We start from the raw sequence: 15,158 nt of genomic DNA, 5'->3' as shown, positions 1-15,158 counted from the left end.
CAACGACCGGGACTCTTCTGGTCGTTGAGCGAGCGGAGCGAGACGAAGCGCGGTCAGCGGACCTGCCGGGCCTCGAACTGCAGACGCGGGTTCGCGTAGAACTCCTGCGCCTCGACGAGCTTGAGCTCGCGGTCCCCGGACTCCAACGTCAGCGAGAGCAGATCGAAGACGCTCGACGCGGTGCGCTCGAGCGCCGTCTTCGCGCTGCCCGTCTCGACGTAGTGCGCGGTGAACAGCGCCGCGGTCACGTCACCCGATCCGTTTGCCTTCATGGGCAGTCGTGGGGTCTGCACGATCCAGGCACCTGCGGCATCCGCCACGAGCATCTCGATCGTCCCCTCCTCGCGATCAGGGCGCTCGACGCTGGTGACGAGCACGGTCTTCGGGCCCATCGCCATCGCGAGGTCGACCGACGCGAGCGTGGACTCCAGAGTGTCTGGCTCGGTCTCGGTGAGGAAGCCGAGTTCGAACTGGTTCGGGGTGATGATGTCTGCGACTGGGACGACCTTCTCGCGCAGCAGGATCGGGATGGCGGGGGCCACGAAGCACCCCGACTTGGCGTTGCCCATCACCGGGTCGCACGCGTACACCGCATCCGGATTGGCCGCTTTCACCCGGGTCACGGCGTCGATGATGACGTCGCCGATGCCCTCGCCGCCCTGGTAGCCGCTGAGGACCGCGTCGATCTCGCCGAACACGCCGCGGTCCTCGATCCCTGCGATGACCTCCGCGACATCGGCGGGCGCGATCAGCGGCCCGCGCCAGGCACCGTAACCGGTGTGGTTCGAGAAGTTGACCGTATAGACCGGCAGCACCTCCACGCCGATGCGCTGCAGCGGAAAGACTGCTGCGGAGTTGCCGACGTGGCCGTACGCGACGGCGGACTGGATGGAGAGGACCTTCATTCCTCGATCCTTTCGTTCTTCAGGCGGGACGAGGCCCGCGGGTGGATGTTCATCGGACGGCTGCGACGAGATCCGCGACGAGCGTCGTCACATCCTCCTCGGACAGATCATGCACCGTCAGGCGCAGGTGGTGGGAGGGTTCCGCTCGCTCGTCGAGCGAGAACTCGTCGCCGGTGCGAGCCAACCAGCCCCGGCGCATGAGTCGTTCGGTGACGATGCGTGCCGGTACCGGAAGCGCGACCCAGAGGCTCAATCCGTCTGAGGGGTCGACCTGCAGACCGTGTTCGCGCAACCGGGCGACGAAGTCGTCGTTGCGAGCGGCGTAGTGGGTCGCCGCCTCCGCGATCCGGGTGCGCACCTCGTCGTCGGTCAGCTGCGCGAGCGTGAGGCGCTGCAGCAGATGGCTGACCCAGGTGGTACCCGGGCTGAGCCGCATCGCCAGACGCTCGGCGGTGGTCGGATCCGTCGCCGCGACCGCGAGGCACATGTCGGGTCCGAGGAACTTCGACACCGAGCGCACGAGCGCGAAACGACGATGCTCCGGCCCGATCAGCGTCTGATAAGGCTGACGGGACAGCATCGAGAAATGGTCGTCCTCGATGAGGAGGACGTACGGATGCTCCGAGAGGACCGCCCTGAGCTCGGCCGCGCGGCGTGCGGACAGGCTCGATCCGGTGGGGTTCTGCGCCCGCGGCGTGCAGATCACCGCGCGGACGCCGGCATCCAGCGCGGCCCGCAGACCGTCGACGGTCATGCCCTCGGCATCGACGGGAACGGGGATCGCCCGATATCCGCCGAGACGGACGGTATGGATGCTGGCGAGGAAGCACGGATCCTCCAGCGCGACGGCGTCATCTCGGGTGAGGGCCTGGGCGAGCAGACGCTCGACGGCATCCACGGCTCCGCTCGTCACGGTGATGCGGAAGTCCGTCTCCGGCAGGTCCGCCGCAACCCATGCGGTCGCCCAGTCCTCGAGTCCGCGGTCGATCACGGGTTCGCCGTACAGGACCGGACGCCCGGTGAGAGTCGCGAGTGCCGGGGTCGGGTCGGGGATTCGTCGAGGGTCGGGATTGCCGGTGCCGACGTCACGCAGCACCGTGTCGGCCGCGTAACCCTCCTGGGCGACGGGCTCCGCACCCGCGATGATCGTCCCGCCGCGGCCACGCGACACCACCACTCCCGCCTGGGCGAGCTGACGGTAGGCGGCGACGGCGGTGTTGCGATTGACGCCGAGGTGAAGGGCGAGCTCCCGCACCGGGGGGAGCACCTCTCCCGCACGCAGCACGCCGCGGTCTCGAAGGTCACGCACGCTGTCGGAGATCTCCGCTGCCGTGCTGCCTGTGATCTGGTCGCTCATGTGTCCTCGTCTTCACTGTAGTCGTCCGGGACAGTGCTACCGTTTGACATAGATCAAAATCCCGATGTGATCGTCCAGACAGGAGCACCCATGACCGAGCACGTCACCACAGGATCCTCGCGCGTCAAGCGCGGTCTCGCAGAGATGTTGAAGGGCGGCGTCATCATGGACGTCGTGACCGCCGACCAGGCGAAGATCGCCGAGGACGCCGGCGCCGTCGCCGTCATGGCTCTCGAGCGGGTCCCTGCCGACATCCGCGCCCAGGGCGGCGTGTCGCGGATGAGCGACCCCGACATGATCGACAGCATCATCGACGCGGTCTCGATCCCCGTCATGGCGAAGGCCCGCATCGGTCACTTCGTCGAGGCGCAGGTCCTGCAGGAGCTCGGCGTCGACTACATCGACGAGTCCGAGGTGCTCTCGCCCGCCGACTATGTGAATCACATCGACAAGTTCGGATTCACCGTTCCGTTCGTCTGCGGGGCGACCAACCTCGGTGAGGCCCTCCGCCGCATCAACGAGGGCGCGGCCATGATCCGCTCGAAGGGCGAGGCCGGAACCGGCGACGTCTCGGAGGCGATGAAGCACATCCGCAAGATCCGTGGCGAGATCGCGGCGCTCACCGCGCTGCCGAAGGACGAGCTCTTCGTCGCCGCCAAGGAGCTGCAGGCTCCCTACGACCTGGTCGCCGAGATCGCCGAGACGGGAAAGCTGCCGGTCGTCCTGTTCGTCGCCGGCGGCGTCGCGACGCCCGCGGACGCGGCGATGATGATGCAGCTCGGGGCGGACGGCGTGTTCGTCGGCTCCGGCATCTTCAAGTCCGGCAACCCCGCGGAGCGGGCGAAGGCGATCGTGAAGGCGACGACCTTCTACGACGACCCGAAGGTCATCGCGGAGGTGTCGCGGGGGCTCGGCGAGGCCATGGTCGGCATCAACGTCTCGGATCTGCCTGCGCCGCATCGGCTCGCCGAGCGCGGTTGGTGAGGCGCGGTCAGGAGACCGAGGCGTCCTCTGCGGCGATCTGAGCGCGGACCTCGTCCATGTCGAGCGCGCGAACCTGCTCGATCAGCGACTCGACGGCGGGTGCCGGGAGCGCTCCGGGCTGGGAGAACACCCCGATCCCGTCGCGGAACACCATCAGCGTCGGGATCGAGGTGACCTGCGCCATCGCGGCGAGTTCACGCTCGGCCTCGGTGTCGATCTTGCCGAAGACGATGTCGGGATGCCGCTCGGACGCCTGCTCGAAGATCGGGGCGAAGGCCCGGCAGGGACCGCACCAGGCGGCCCAGAAATCCAGGATCACGATGCCGTCGGCATCGACGGTGGAGTCGAAGTCCTGCAGAGAGAGGGAGCGAGTGGCCATGTGCCTCATTGAATCACGGAGCGCGACATGAGAGCCGAGTCGTCCGAGACGAGGGCGGGAGCGCTGCGCGTCGGCGTGCTCGCCCTGCAGGGCGACGTGCGCGAGCATGCCTCCCTTCTCGAACGCCTCGGGGCTGATGTCCTCCGTGTCCGACGCCCGGAGGAGCTCGCCCACGTCGACGGGCTGGTGATCCCTGGAGGGGAGTCGACGACCATCGACAAGCTGTCGCGCACGTTCGGGCTGCAGGAGCCGATCCGCGAAGCGATCCGATCCGGGATGCCGGTGCTCGGCACGTGCGCGGGGCTCATCCTGCTCGCCGATCGTGTCCTGGATTCCATCGATGGCCAGGAGTCTTTCGGGGGCCTCGACGTCGACGTCCGGAGGAACGCCTTCGGCGGACAGCGGGAGTCCTTCGAGGCGGTCCTCGACGTTCCGCTCCTCGACGGAGATCCGGTGCGCGCCGCGTTCATCCGCGGTCCCGTCATCGAGCAGGTCGGGCCCGGCGCGACCGCCCTCGCGGCACTCGATGACGGACGCGTGGTCGCGGTCGAGCAGGGTGCACTTCTGGGCCTGAGCTTCCATCCCGAGATCTCGGGAGAGGTGCGCTTCCATCAGCGATTCCTCGACTGGGTGCGAGCGCACGCGAACGGCTGACCGGGGCGGCACGGCATCCGTCCTTTAGAATGGACGACGCCCTGGATACGTCTCAGGGCCGATACGACGAGCGGAGACTTATGTCCGGGCATTCCAAGTGGGCCACGACCAAGCACAAGAAGGCCGTCATCGATGCGCGCCGCGCCAAGTCGTGGGCGAAGCTCATCAAGAACATCGAGGTCGCGGCCAAGCTGGGCGGCGCTGACCTCGCCGGCAACCCGACCCTGTTCGACGCTGTTCAGAAGGCGAAGAAGACCTCTGTCCCCAAGGACAACATCGATCGCGCAGTGAAGCGCGGTGCGGGAATCGGCGGCGAGGTCGTCGAGTACACGTCGATCATGTACGAAGGCTATGGCCCCAACGGCGTCGCCCTCATGATCGAGTGTCTGACCGACAACAAGAACCGCGCGGCGGCAGAGGTCCGGACGGCGTTGAGCCGCAACGGCGGCACACTCGCCGATCCTGGCAGCGTCGCGTACAACTTCAGCCGCAAGGGCGTCATCGTGGTCGGCTCGGAGGGAACGACCGAGGATGACGTGATGATGGCCGCTCTGGAGGCCGGCGCCGAAGAGATCGAGCCGCACGCCGAAGGCTTCGAGATCGTCACCGAGGCGAGTGATCTGGTCACCGTCCGATCCGCGCTGCAGGAGGCCGGGATCGACTACGAGTCCGCGGACGTCGAGTTCGTGCCGAACCTCAAGGTCGAGATCGATGCCGACACGGCCCGCAAGATCTTCCGTCTCATCGATGCGCTGGAGGACAGCGAAGACGTGCAGAACGTCTTCACCAACTTCGACCTCACGGCCGAGGTCCAGGCGGAGCTCGAGAACGACGAGTGAACCGGATGCCGATGCCCTCCCTTTCTCGAAGGGGAGGGCATCGGCGCGTTCAGGGGGCGGTGACCGTTCCGGCGCATAGCCTGGGGGAGTGACCTCCTCCTCGCTCCGTGTCCTCGGAATCGACCCCGGACTCACCCGGTGCGGCGTCGGCATCGTCGACGTCGATCGGTCGCGCCGAGGGACTCTCGTGCACGTGGGGGTCGTCCGATCACCCGTGGATGCCCCGATCGGCGAACGCCTGGCCCTCATCGCCGCCGGCATTCGTGCGGCGATCGCCGAGCACCGACCGGACACGGTGGCGGTCGAGCGGGTCTTCGCCCAGCAGAACAGCCACACGGTGATGGGCACGGCGCAGGCCAGTGGAGTGGCGCTTCTCCTCGCCGCGGAGGCGGGGCTTCCTGCGGCGACCCACACGCCGAGCGAGGTCAAGGCCGCCGTGACGGGATACGGCTCCGCCGACAAGCGCCAGGTGCAGGCGATGATCGCCAGGATCCTGCGACTCGACGCCCCACCGCAGCCGGCGGATGCCGCTGATGCTCTCGCGATTGCCCTCTGCCACGCCTGGCGTCGAGGTGCCCCCGGCGCCGGAGGTGCGGACGCGCTCACCCCTGCCCAGAAGGCCTGGGCTGACGCCGAGCGTGTCGCTCGAACGTATGTACGATCACGGGTCTAGGCTGGAGCGATGATCTCCTCCCTGCACGGCATCGTGCTGCACACCGCGTCGGATCAGGTCGTCATCGAGGTCGGCGGCGTTGGATTCTCGGTCTCCGTCCCTGCCGATGTCGCGCACACGGTGAGCATCGGTGAGCGAGTGCTGCTGCACACCAGCCTGATCGTGCGCGAGGACGCGCTCTCGCTCTACGGCTTCGCCGATCGCAGCGAGCTCGAGATCTTCGGTCTGCTGATCAGCGTCACCGGTGTCGGGCCCAAGTCCGCACTCGGCGTGCTCTCGCACCTGACGGTCGACCAGATCGCCGAGGCGGTCACCACGGAGGACGACGCACCGTTCCGCCGCGTCTCGGGGATCGGCCCGAAGACGGCGAAGCTCATCGTCGTCCAGCTCGCCGGCAAGGTGAAGCCCTCCGGCCGTCCCGCGGGGTCTGGTGCATCGAGCGCGGACGATGTCGTCGACCAGGTCGCCGCGGCGCTGGTCGGCCTTGGCTGGTCCGAGAAGGTCGCGGTCGAGGCCGCGACGCAGAGCGCAGCCGATGCCTCCGAAGCGGAGCGCTCCTCGGTCGCCTCGCTGCTGCGCCGCACGCTCGCCGTGCTGGGACCGGCGCGTGTCTGACGCCCTCGACGCCTCCGAGCCCGTCGACGAGACCGAGCTCGCCATCGAAGGCGCGCTGCGGCCGACCAGCCTCGGCGAGTTCGTCGGTCAGCAGAAGGTGCGCGGCCAGCTGCAGCTTCTGCTCGAGGCCGCCGCGATTCAGGGTCGCACGGCGGACCACATCCTGCTGGCCGGCCCTCCCGGTCTGGGCAAGACGACCCTGGCGATGATCGTGGCCCACGAGAGCGGTCGACCGCTGCGACTCTCCAGCGGGCCGGCGATCCAGCACGCGGGCGATCTCGCCGCACTCCTGTCGAGCCTGACACCGGGCGAAGTCCTCTTCATCGACGAGATCCACCGCATGGCGCGCTCCGCCGAGGAGATGCTGTACCTCGCGATGGAGGACTTCCGCATCGACATCATGGTGGGCAAGGGCGCCGGTGCCACCAGCATCCCGCTCGAGCTCGCGCCCTTCACGCTGGTCGGTGCGACAACCAGGTCGGGCCTGCTCCCCAATCCGCTGCGCGACCGCTTCGGCTTCACCGGGCACCTTGAGTTCTATGAGGAGTCGGAGCTCGAGCAGGTCATCGCCCGTTCCGCCACGGTGCTCGGCGTCGACCTGCCCGCGGATTCGCTCGCCGAGATCGCCCGCCGCTCCCGGGGGACGCCCCGTATCGCCAACAGGCTTCTGCGACGAGTGCGGGACTACGCGCTCGTGCACGGCGGGGGAGCGGCCTCCATCGCCGACGTCCGCGCGGCGCTGGACCTCTACGACGTCGACCCGATCGGCCTCGATCGCCTCGATCGCGCGGTGCTCGAGGCCCTCGTACGGCGCTTCCGCGGCGGCCCCGTCGGGCTCAGCACCCTGGCCGTCGCTGTCGGCGAAGAGGCGGAGACCGTGGAGAGCGTCGTCGAGCCGTATCTCGTGCGCATCGGCTTCCTCGGGCGCACGCCCCGCGGTCGGATCGCGATGCCGGAGGCCTACGCGCATCTGGGTGTCGCACACCAGGCCGAGGGCGCATTGTTCGATAACCTATAATCGCTGGAGACTTCCGTCTCATCCCCCATGCTCAGGCCCTCTCGGCGTGTGCGCCACCGAAAGGCTTCCTTAATGGAACTCATCCTCCTTCCGATCCTCGCGGTGCTGATCGTGTTCATGTTCCTGAACACCCGCAAGCGGCAGAAGCAGATGAAGGCCGAGCAGGAGGAGAAGGCGACGAAGACCGTTCCGGGCGCTCGCGTCCTGCTCCAGGGCGGCATCTACGGGACGATCGTCGCGTACGACCCCGAGAACCTCGACCAGCCCGCACTCGTCGAGATCGCGCCCGGCACGATCATCGACGTACACAGCCAGGCGATCCTGCGGGTCGTCGAGCCCCAGGACGACGCCGTCGAGGCGGACTCCGACGAGCTCCTCGCCGATGACGCCGCTCCGATCGACGAGACGCCCGAAGAGACCCGCGCGCGTCTCGATCGCGACGCGGACGACAAGTAACCTCTCCTTTCGGCAAATCCGCGCCCGTGGGGCGCGCCGGCCTACAAGAAAGCTGATCGCAACGTGGCCTCTTCCTCCCCGGTCCGTCACGCCTGGAGGGTCCTGCTCGGACTGCTTCTGGTGACGGGCGTCCTGTTCGGCATCAACGCCCTCGGCGTCTCCGTCTTCCAGAAGAGCTCCTGGAGCCCCGAGCTCGCGCTCGACCTGCAGGGCGGCACACAGATCGTCCTGCAGGCCGAGACCGAGGGCGGCGCCGCTCCGTCCTCCGAGCAGATGGACCAGGCCGCGGCGATCATCCGTCAGCGCGTCGACGCCTCGGGTGTGAGCGAGGCGGATATCACCACCGAGGGCGGCCAGAACATCGTCGTCCAGATCCCCGGTGTGGCCGACGCGGCACAGCGCGAGCGCATCACGTCGACCGCGCAGCTGGAGTTCAGGGCGGTTCTCGCCACCACTGCGGCGGCGACCGCCTTCGTCGGCGAAGACGGGAACACCACGCCCTACCCGACACCGGATGACTCCCTGAACGCGACTCCGACGGCCGAGCCGACAGACGCGAGCGATGTCGCCTGGATCACGGACAAACTGCAGGCCGAGTTCCTCGCCTATGACTGCGCCGCCGACGACGGCGACGCGGCTCTCGCTCCCAAGGACGAGCCGATCATCGCCTGCGATCCCGCGAACACCGCGAAGTACATCCTGGGCCCGGCCGAGCTCGACGGCACCGCGATCACCGACGCGACCGCCGGGCGCGACCCGCAGAACAACGCCTGGGTCGTGCAGCTCACGATGAACGCCGACGGCACCGAGAAGTTCGGCCAGGTCAGCACCCGCCTCTACCAGAACAAGCTCGCCGGAGCCACGCCCCGCGACCAGTTCGCCTTCGTGCTCGACGGACGTGTCATCAGCGCCCCGCAGATGAACGGGCAGATCCTCGACGGACGCCCGAGCATCTCGGGCAGTTTCACGCAGGAGAGCGCGACGGCCCTCGCCGACCAGCTCAAGTTCGGTGCGCTGCCGCTCAGCTTCACGGTGCAGAGCTCGGGCACCGTCTCGGCGACGCTCGGCACCCAGCAGCTCCAGGTGGGCCTCATCGCGGGCCTCATCGGTCTGGCCCTCGTCGCGGTCTACTCCCTGATCGTCTACCGCGCTCTCGGCGCCGTGATCGTCGCCTCGATCGCTGTGATGGGCGTGCTGACCTACATCGTCATCTGCATCCTCGCGTGGCGCATGGGCTTCCGCCTGTCGCTCGCCGGAGTCGCCGGACTCATCGTGTCGATCGGTTTCGTGGCCGACTCGTTCATCGTCTACTTCGAGAGAATCCGAGACGAGCTCCGAGACGGCAAGTCGATCACCGCGGCCGTGGAAGACGGCTGGGGACGAGCGAAGCGCACGATCTACATCTCCAAGTCGATCAACATCCTCGCCGCCGTGGTGCTGTACATCCTCGCCGATGCGACGGTGAAGGGATTCGCCTTCACGCTCGGACTCACGACCGTGATCGACGTCTTCATCTTCGTGATCTTCACGCACCCGGTGATGCAGCTGCTCGTACGAACGCGATTCTTCGGGAACGGGCATCCGCTCTCGGGCCTCGACCCGCAGGCGCTCGGCGCGGTCTACCAGAGCCGCACGCAGTTCCGTGAGGTCGTCACCACGTCGACGGGGCGCGGTGCCAAGAACGCGCGCTCCCGCGGCGAGGCGGACCGCCGCCAGACCATCGCCGAACGCAAGCGCGCAGAAGCCCTCGCCGGCGACAAACCCACCAGCTCCGCAAGTGAGGGGGAGAGCTGATGGCCTCCATGAACGAGTTCGGCAACAACCTCTACTCGGGGAAGACCTCCTTCCCGTTCGTCGGCAAGCGCCGGCTGTGGTTCATCATCGCGATCGTGCTCGTCGTCGGATCGGCCCTCGTGCCGTTCTTCCGCCCCGTGCAGTTCTCGATCGAGTTCACCGGCGGGTCCCAGTTCACGGTGCAGGCCCCGGCGAGTCTGGATCAGTCCACCGCGACGGAGGCCGTGCACTCGGTCGTCCCCGACGCGACGACCAAGGTCGTCGTCGTCAGCGGCACCGACATCCGGGTGCAGACCGACCAGATGAGCGACGCGGAGACTCAGGAGGTCGGTGCCGCGCTGGCCGAGGCCTACGAGGTCAAGGCCGACAGCGTCACCTCCTCGTACATCGGCCCGGCATGGGGCGAGAACGTCACGCGTCAGTCGCTCTGGGGCCTCGTGATCTTCCTCGCGCTGACCTTCCTCATCCTCGCCCTGTACTTCCGGACGTGGAAGATGTCGGCGGCTGCGATCATCGGTCTGCTCGATGTCCTCGTGATCACGATCGGCGTGTATGCGCTGGCCGGATTCGAGATCTCGCCCGCAGCCGTGATCGGATTCCTCACGATCCTCGCGTACTCGCTCTACGACACCACGGTCGTGTTCGACAAGGTCAGAGAGAACACCTACGAGGACGGCGAGAAGTCCGGGCGGACCTTCGGGGAGTCGGTGAACCTCGCCGTGAACCAGACGCTCGTGCGCTCGATCAACACCTCGATCGTCGCTGCTCTGCCGGTCGGCGCGATCCTCTTCATCGGCGCGTTCTGGCTCGGTGCCGAGACGCTCACCGACATCTCGCTGTCGATCTTCGTCGGGATCCTCGTGGCGACCTACTCGACCCTGTTCGTGGCGGCCCCTCTCTACTCGCTGTTCCGCGAGAACGAGAAGCCGCTCGCCGCGCGCGACGCCCGGGTGCTGGCAGCCCGAGAGAAGGCGTCTGTCGACGCATGATCGTTCGCGTCCTGCGGGGCTCGGCCCCGCAGGACGCGCGTAAGATGTACTGATTGGGGAGGTGGGCGGATGGCGGAACCGCAGTCATCGTCGCAGGGTTCGAGCCTGAGGCGTCTGGTTCCCCGCATCTTCTCCCGCGCGCCCCGCGTCAACGATCTCGACAACCTGATCCGCACGGTACGGGCGAATCACCCCCGTGGCGACATCGCCGTGATCGAGCGTGCGTACGCGGTCGCCAAGGAAAAGCACGAGGGACAGAAGCGCCAGAGCGGCGAGCCCTACATCACGCACCCCCTCGCCGTCGCACAGATCCTCGCGGAACTCGGCCTCGGCCCGCGCGCCATCGCCGCGGCGCTGCTGCACGACACCGTCGAGGACACGGGCTACGCCCTGGCCGATCTCACCGCCGAGTTCGGCGACGAGGTCGCCATGCTGGTCGACGGCGTGACCAAGCTCGACAAGGTCAAGTACGGCGAGAGCGCACAGGCCGAAACTGTCCGCAAGATGATCGTCGCGATGTCCAAGGACATCCGGGTGCTGCTCATCAAGCTCGCCGATCGCCTGCACAATGCGCGCACCTGGGGATTCGTCCCGCCCGAGAAGGCGGCGAAGAAGGCCAAGGAGACGCTGGAGATATACGCCCCGCTGGCGAATCGACTCGGCATCCAGGCGATCAAGTCGGAACTCGAGGATCTCTCCTTCGCGGTGCTGCATCCGAAGATCTACAACGAGATCCACAGCCTCATCGCCCAGCGCACCCCGCAGCGCGAGAAGTACCTCGGTCAGGTCGTCGAGGAGATCGACGAGGATCTGCGCGATCTGCGCATCCGCGGCAAGGTCGTCGGACGGCCGAAGCAGCTGTACTCGGTCTACCAGAAGATGGTGGTCCGCGGTCGCGAGTTCGACGACATCTACGACCTCATCGGCATCCGTGTGATCGTCGCCTCCGTGCGAGACTGCTACGCGGTGCTCGGGGCGATCCATGCACGGTGGACCCCGCTGCCTGGTCGGTTCAAGGACTACATCGCCACCCCGAAGTTCAACCTGTACCAGTCCCTCCACACGACGGTGATCGGTCCTGCCGGTCGCACCGTGGAGATCCAGATCCGCACGCAGGAGATGCACCAGCAGGCCGAGTACGGCGTCGCGGCGCACTGGATGTACAAGGAGCGCATGAACGGCGGCAAGACCGACGTGCGCACGTCGGATGCCGACATGGCATGGCTCGCGCACATCTCGGACTGGCAGGCGGAGACGGCCGACCCCGGCGAGTTCCTCGACTCCCTCCGTTTCGAGATCGGTGCCAAGGAGGTGTACGTCTTCACGCCGAAGGGGCGCGTGATCGGTCTTCCGGCCGGAGCGTCCCCGGTCGACTTCGCCTACGCCGTGCACACCGAGATCGGCCACCGCACGATGGGTGCGAAGGTCAACGGTCGCCTCGTGCCGCTGGAGTCCGAACTGAAGAGCGGTGACGTCGTCGAGGTGTTCACCTCGAAGAACCCGGATGCCGGTCCGAGCCAGGACTGGCTCGGCTTCGTGAAGAGCACACGTGCGCGCAACAAGATCCGCGGCTGGTTCACGAAGGAACGCCGCGAAGAGGCGATCGAGCAGGGAAAGGAGGCGATCGCCCGCGCGATGCGTCGTCAGAACCTGCCTCTGCAGCGTCTGATGAATCAGGACTCCTTCGCCGAGGTCGCACATCAGCTGAAGTACGAGGACGTGTCCGGCCTGTACGCCGCTGTCGGCGAGGGACACATCTCGACGCAGTCCGTGCTCGAGAAGGTCACGGCCGTTGTCGCATCCGACGACACCAACACCGGGGCGATCGATCTTCCGGGCAGCGTACCTACCCGCGAGCCCCGTGCCGGTGACTCCGGCGTTCTCGTCCGCGGTGCCGCCGACATCCTCGTGAAGCTCGCGAAGTGCTGCACCCCGGTGCCGGGCGACCCGATCGTCGGCTTCGTCACCCGGGGCAGCGGGGTCTCGGTGCACCGCGCAGACTGCGTGAACATCAAGGCCCTCAGCGGCGAGGAGGACAAGGACCGCTTCGTCGAGGTGTCGTGGGCGCCGACGACAAAGAGCGTGTTCCGCGTCCAGATCCAGGTGGAGGCGCTCGATCGTTCAGGACTGCTGTCGGATGTCACGCGAGTTCTCAGCGAGCATCACGTGAACATCCTCTCCGCCACGGTGTCGACGACCGACGAACGCCTCGCTCTCAGCCGCTTCGTGTTCGAGATGGGAGACGCCGTGCATCTGGACCGTGTTCTCAACGCGGTGCGGCGCATCGATGCGGTCTACGACGTGTACCGCGTGACCTCGTCCTGAGCCAGGCTCCGGGTTCCCAGCACGCGAGTGTCGGAGCCGAAGCGCGCGAGCGCTGCGGACGCGTGCGCGGCACCCGGCACCCGGCGCAACGCGGCGAGCTCTGTGAGCGCGTCTCGAGCACATCCTGGGCACACGCTCTCCAATGCGCCCATCCATGACAGGCACACCGGGTCCTTGAGGCTCGCGAGCGCCAGATCGATCATGGTTCGAACGGGAGCGGTCACCAGGATGCCGCCGATCATGACCAGCGCCTCGGGCCTCAGCATCGTGTCATGGAAGACCAGTCGGCGATCCGGCGCCGGGCGGATGCGTCGGGTCACCGCTCGTCGCACGTGATATCGGATCGGAGGCGCATCACCAGCCCCGTGCACCCACGCGGCCGTCGGACCCGATGCTGCGCATCCCGTCGGGACGATCGACGCGATCGATGCCGCGCGCGTCGGACCGCACTCCACCAGATCCGCCGGGATGTAGCCCTCACCGAGCTCGACCACGTGTCCGTCCAGGCGCGCCGCCGACAGCTCGGGGAGCGTGAGTCGATCACCGGGCAGATACAGGAACGCGGGATGCATCACGCCAGTGTGGCGCACGGCATCCCGCGTTCGAGCAGCGAGCTGGTGATCTGTGGAGAACCGATCAGCCGCCCAGAGCGTTGAGCCAGGCGCGACGGGCCTCGAGAGCGTCGGCCGCGGCCTTGGCGGCCTTCTTGTCGCCGGACTTCTCTGCCGCAGCGAGCTCGGACTCGAGCTTCTCGATCGCCTCGAGCAGCTGCGAGCTCATGTCATTCGCGCGCGCCTTGGTCTCGGGGTTGTTCTTCTTCCAGTCCACGTCCTCGCGAGCCTTCAGGGCCTGCTCGATGACACGGAGCTTGTCGTCGAGTGCGCGCTCCTTCTCCCGGGGGAAGATGCGGCCGATCTCATCCCACTGACGCTGGATGCGCGTGAGCAGGGCCCGAGCGGACTTGATGTTCGACTCGTCGGCGACGGCCTTCGCCTCTTCCAGAAGCGCCCGGCGGGCCTCGATCTTGGGAGCGGACTCCGCCTCCTCGGCGGCGGCCTGTTCGGAACGTGCCGAGTAGAGGGCGTCGCCGGCGGCCTTGAAACGGGCCCACAGGGCGTCGTCGGCCTTGCGTCCGGCGCGGCCTGCGGCCTTCCACTCGTCGAGGAGGGAGCGGTACGAAGGGATGCCGTCGACGCCACGGGGCGCGAGTGCCTCGGCACGCTCGACCAGGCGGGTCTTCGCGTCGCGAGCCGCCTTGTGCGCGTCGTCGAGTTCGGAATAGAAGGCGCGACGCTGCTTGTCGACGACTGCACGGGCATCGCGGAATCGCTTCCACAGCTGCTGCGACACGCCCTTCGACAGGCGCGGTGCGCTCTGCTGGTGCGCCTGCCACTCGTCGAAGAGTGCACCGAGTTCGGCGGTGATCTGCTTCCACTGGACGTTGCCGAGGTCGCGGGCTGCGATGGCCTCAGCACGCTCGACGAGCGCGGTGCGCTCGGCGACCGCCTTCTCCACGAGCTCCTTGGCCGCCTGCGCCTCCTGCGCGGTCGCCTCCGAGAGAGCAGCCGTGAGCGCGTTCAGACGGTCACGGAGTCCGGCGAGATCTCCGACCGCGGCAGCATCCGTCGCCTCGTCGAGAACGTGCGACGCCTGCTTGGCGAGATCGCTCGCCGACGCTCCGCCGGCCTGATGGCGCTGCTCGAGCGCGTGCACCTTGAACGCGATGTCGTCGTACTTGCGCACGAAGTAGGCGAGTGCTTCCTCCGGCGTTCCGTCCGGGTACTGGCCGACGACGCGCCAGGCCTCGCCTTCGAGGACTTCGACCGTTCCGTCCTCGGAGACGCGACCCCACTTGGCGACCTCTTCGGGGGTCGATGTCGGGGGCGTCGCGGGTGCAGCCGGTGCGACGGCGGCGGCTGCAGGCAGCTTCCGCGGCAGCGGCGCAGCCGGGGGAGTGGGGACGGGAGGAGTCGGCTTCGAGGACTCGGTGGCAGACACGATGATTCTCCTTGCGCGGGGGACCGCGGGAGGCGGAAAGGACGAGCTTCAGCCTAGTACGCGCAGCACCTTCTGTTGTGGCATCGGGCGTCACATCCGGCGTGAGCGATACGAGCTCGTCCGGGGACCGGGCTCATGTCGGCGGCATCCGGTGCCGGGTGGGGCCGGGTGG

Annotated in this window: 15 protein-coding genes; 10 read left to right on the top strand and 5 right to left on the bottom strand. The window is 67.7% G+C overall.

Going from position 1 to position 15,158, the window contains the following annotated elements; all coding sequences use genetic code 11:
- Positions 1 to 53: 53 nt before the first annotated feature.
- Both pdxY and ACI3KS_RS14155 read right to left on the bottom strand, forming a co-directional pair.
- The gene (gene pdxY / locus ACI3KS_RS14160; RefSeq protein ID WP_404919185.1) at positions 54 to 905 is read right to left on the bottom strand and encodes a pyridoxal kinase PdxY; all 852 of its coding nucleotides are present in this window, start codon (positions 903 to 905) and stop codon (positions 54 to 56) included.
- A 49-nt stretch (positions 906 to 954) separates the two neighbouring features.
- On the bottom strand, positions 955 to 2,262 hold the full coding sequence (locus tag ACI3KS_RS14155; RefSeq protein WP_404919184.1) for an aminotransferase class I/II-fold pyridoxal phosphate-dependent enzyme: 1,308 nt from the start codon (positions 2,260 to 2,262) through the stop codon (positions 955 to 957).
- Positions 2,263 to 2,352: 90 nt separating this feature from the next.
- Between ACI3KS_RS14155 and pdxS the strand changes: the two genes are divergently transcribed.
- Entirely contained in the window at positions 2,353 to 3,246 is an 894-nt protein-coding gene (pdxS, locus tag ACI3KS_RS14150) for a pyridoxal 5'-phosphate synthase lyase subunit PdxS (RefSeq protein ID WP_404919183.1), read from the top strand.
- A gap of 7 nt (positions 3,247 to 3,253) precedes the next feature.
- Here pdxS and trxA read toward each other — a convergent pair whose 3' ends face one another.
- Complete coding sequence (trxA, locus tag ACI3KS_RS14145) at positions 3,254 to 3,625, bottom strand: thioredoxin (RefSeq protein WP_404919182.1); 372 nt, start codon at positions 3,623 to 3,625, stop codon at positions 3,254 to 3,256.
- Positions 3,626 to 3,652: 27 nt separating this feature from the next.
- Between trxA and pdxT the strand changes: the two genes are divergently transcribed.
- The 9 genes from pdxT to ACI3KS_RS14100 all read left to right on the top strand — a co-directional run bounded on the left by pdxT (position 3,653) and on the right by ACI3KS_RS14100 (position 12,988).
- On the top strand, positions 3,653 to 4,279 hold the full coding sequence (gene pdxT / locus ACI3KS_RS14140) for a pyridoxal 5'-phosphate synthase glutaminase subunit PdxT (protein ID WP_404919181.1): 627 nt from the start codon (positions 3,653 to 3,655) through the stop codon (positions 4,277 to 4,279).
- An 80-nt stretch (positions 4,280 to 4,359) separates the two neighbouring features.
- Positions 4,360 to 5,118 carry a YebC/PmpR family DNA-binding transcriptional regulator gene (locus ACI3KS_RS14135; RefSeq protein WP_404919180.1) on the top strand — a complete coding sequence of 253 codons (759 nt, stop codon included), beginning with the start codon at positions 4,360 to 4,362 and terminating at the stop codon, positions 5,116 to 5,118.
- 88 nt (positions 5,119 to 5,206) lie between these two features.
- The gene (gene ruvC, locus ACI3KS_RS14130; RefSeq protein WP_404919179.1) at positions 5,207 to 5,791 is read left to right on the top strand and encodes a crossover junction endodeoxyribonuclease RuvC; all 585 of its coding nucleotides are present in this window, start codon (positions 5,207 to 5,209) and stop codon (positions 5,789 to 5,791) included.
- A gap of 9 nt (positions 5,792 to 5,800) precedes the next feature.
- A complete protein-coding gene (gene ruvA / locus ACI3KS_RS14125; RefSeq protein ID WP_404919178.1) occupies positions 5,801 to 6,406 on the top strand; it encodes a Holliday junction branch migration protein RuvA in 606 nt (201 codons plus the stop codon).
- Complete coding sequence (gene ruvB / locus ACI3KS_RS14120; protein ID WP_404919177.1) at positions 6,399 to 7,424, top strand: Holliday junction branch migration DNA helicase RuvB; 1,026 nt, start codon at positions 6,399 to 6,401, stop codon at positions 7,422 to 7,424. Before ruvA ends, ruvB begins: the two co-directional genes overlap by 8 nt.
- Before the next feature lie 72 nt (positions 7,425 to 7,496).
- Complete coding sequence (gene yajC / locus ACI3KS_RS14115) at positions 7,497 to 7,880, top strand: preprotein translocase subunit YajC (protein WP_404919176.1); 384 nt, start codon at positions 7,497 to 7,499, stop codon at positions 7,878 to 7,880.
- A 63-nt stretch (positions 7,881 to 7,943) separates the two neighbouring features.
- The gene (secD, locus tag ACI3KS_RS14110; RefSeq protein WP_404919175.1) at positions 7,944 to 9,674 is read left to right on the top strand and encodes a protein translocase subunit SecD; all 1,731 of its coding nucleotides are present in this window, start codon (positions 7,944 to 7,946) and stop codon (positions 9,672 to 9,674) included.
- On the top strand, positions 9,674 to 10,663 hold the full coding sequence (secF, locus tag ACI3KS_RS14105; protein WP_404919174.1) for a protein translocase subunit SecF: 990 nt from the start codon (positions 9,674 to 9,676) through the stop codon (positions 10,661 to 10,663). The genes secD and secF overlap by 1 nt, the downstream gene beginning before the upstream one ends.
- Positions 10,664 to 10,732: 69 nt before the next feature.
- A complete protein-coding gene (locus ACI3KS_RS14100; RefSeq protein WP_404919173.1) occupies positions 10,733 to 12,988 on the top strand; it encodes a RelA/SpoT family protein in 2,256 nt (751 codons plus the stop codon).
- Here ACI3KS_RS14100 and ACI3KS_RS14095 read toward each other — a convergent pair.
- Together ACI3KS_RS14095 and ACI3KS_RS14090 are read right to left on the bottom strand one after the other, a co-directional pair.
- Positions 12,958 to 13,560, bottom strand: coding sequence for a hypothetical protein (locus ACI3KS_RS14095; RefSeq protein ID WP_404919172.1), 603 nt, complete (start codon positions 13,558 to 13,560; stop codon positions 12,958 to 12,960). The two genes, ACI3KS_RS14100 and ACI3KS_RS14095, sit on opposite strands and share 31 nt — an antisense overlap.
- A 64-nt stretch (positions 13,561 to 13,624) precedes the next feature.
- On the bottom strand, positions 13,625 to 14,986 hold the full coding sequence (locus ACI3KS_RS14090; protein ID WP_404919171.1) for a DUF349 domain-containing protein: 1,362 nt from the start codon (positions 14,984 to 14,986) through the stop codon (positions 13,625 to 13,627).
- Between the last annotated feature and the right edge of the window lie 172 nt (positions 14,987 to 15,158).

The sequence above is a fragment of the Microbacterium sp. ZW T5_45 genome (assembly GCF_044987415.1).
Classification (GTDB): domain Bacteria; phylum Actinomycetota; class Actinomycetes; order Actinomycetales; family Microbacteriaceae; genus Microbacterium.
Note: the sequence above shows the minus strand (reverse complement) of the source record. Positions and strands in the feature narration are given on the sequence as shown.

Bases quoted from the DNA above. Each gene is read 5' to 3' on its own strand.
- yajC (WP_404919176.1), top strand. From the start codon at position 7,497: ATGGAACTCATCCTCCTTCCGATCCTCGCGGTGCTGATCGTGTTCATG.
- pdxT (WP_404919181.1), top strand. From the start codon at position 3,653: ATGAGAGCCGAGTCGTCCGAGACGAGGGCGGGAGCGCTGCGCGTCGGC.
- ACI3KS_RS14095 (WP_404919172.1), bottom strand. From the start codon at position 13,560: ATGCATCCCGCGTTCCTGTATCTGCCCGGTGATCGACTCACGCTCCCC.
- ACI3KS_RS14135 (WP_404919180.1), top strand. From the start codon at position 4,360: ATGTCCGGGCATTCCAAGTGGGCCACGACCAAGCACAAGAAGGCCGTC.
- pdxY (WP_404919185.1), bottom strand. From the start codon at position 905: ATGAAGGTCCTCTCCATCCAGTCCGCCGTCGCGTACGGCCACGTCGGC.
- ACI3KS_RS14100 (WP_404919173.1), top strand. From the start codon at position 10,733: ATGGCGGAACCGCAGTCATCGTCGCAGGGTTCGAGCCTGAGGCGTCTG.
- ACI3KS_RS14155 (WP_404919184.1), bottom strand. From the start codon at position 2,262: ATGAGCGACCAGATCACAGGCAGCACGGCAGCGGAGATCTCCGACAGC.
- trxA (WP_404919182.1), bottom strand. From the start codon at position 3,625: ATGGCCACTCGCTCCCTCTCTCTGCAGGACTTCGACTCCACCGTCGAT.
- secF (WP_404919174.1), top strand. From the start codon at position 9,674: ATGGCCTCCATGAACGAGTTCGGCAACAACCTCTACTCGGGGAAGACC.
- pdxS (WP_404919183.1), top strand. From the start codon at position 2,353: ATGACCGAGCACGTCACCACAGGATCCTCGCGCGTCAAGCGCGGTCTC.
- ruvA (WP_404919178.1), top strand. From the start codon at position 5,801: ATGATCTCCTCCCTGCACGGCATCGTGCTGCACACCGCGTCGGATCAG.